The sequence below is a fragment of the Mesorhizobium sp. M7A.F.Ca.ET.027.03.2.1 genome (genome assembly GCF_003999175.1).
GTDB lineage: Bacteria > Pseudomonadota > Alphaproteobacteria > Rhizobiales > Rhizobiaceae > Mesorhizobium.
In genome coordinates, this window is the sequence record NZ_RZOM01001697.1 from 1 (window position 1) to 713 (window position 713).

Sequence of the window (713 nt, forward strand, 5' to 3'; positions counted from 1 at the left end):
TGCGGTAGGCGAAGATGCACTGACGGAACAGACCGGCCAGGCACAGTTCGGTGAACTGATAGGCGGCAAGATCGACATCGTCGATGCGCAGCAGGTCGCGCTCGATGGCGGCATTGAGAAAGGCCGCGACCTTGTCGTGGCCACGCTTGGGACCGCGCTCGTAAAACCGCGCGCCCATGTCGGGTATCCGGTCGGATGCACCGATCACCGTGCGCTGCGCCTGGATCACCTTGGCCGACGTGATCTTGAGGGCCAGCACCTTGCCGAACTTCACCAGCGTCTCGCGCAGGTTGTCGGCATTGTCCAGCACGTCATACATGTTCTTGAAGATGGTGCCGCGCTCTTCCTCGATCAGCGCTTCGAACAGCTCTTCCTTGTTGGCGAAATAGACGTAGATCGTACCCTTGGAGACACCCGCCTCGCGGGTGATGTCGTTCATCGAGGCGGCTTCGAAGCCCTTGTCGATGAAGACACGACGGGCGCCGTCGATGATCTGGCTGCGCTTGACCGGATCCTGCCCCGCGGCCGGGCGGCCACGACGCAAGCTTTCCAACAGGTCGTCGCACGACTCGTTTTCGACATTGGGCGGGGTCTCGGCCATGAAAGTCACACCTCGAAAATAATTCGAACCAAGCGGTTCGATTGCCCTTGATATGGTCCTGTTTACGCGCTATGTCAACGGCCGGATCGAACCGAACGGTTCAGTATTATAT

1 protein-coding gene is annotated in these 713 nt (G+C 59.5%); it reads right to left on the reverse strand.

Annotation, left to right across the window (positions count from 1 at the left end; genetic code table 11):
* Positions 1–601, reverse strand: a 601-nt coding sequence (locus tag EN750_RS37445) for a TetR/AcrR family transcriptional regulator (RefSeq protein ID WP_145968336.1), incomplete at its 3' end; no start/stop codon positions are given.
* Positions 602–713 lie beyond the last annotated feature (112 nt).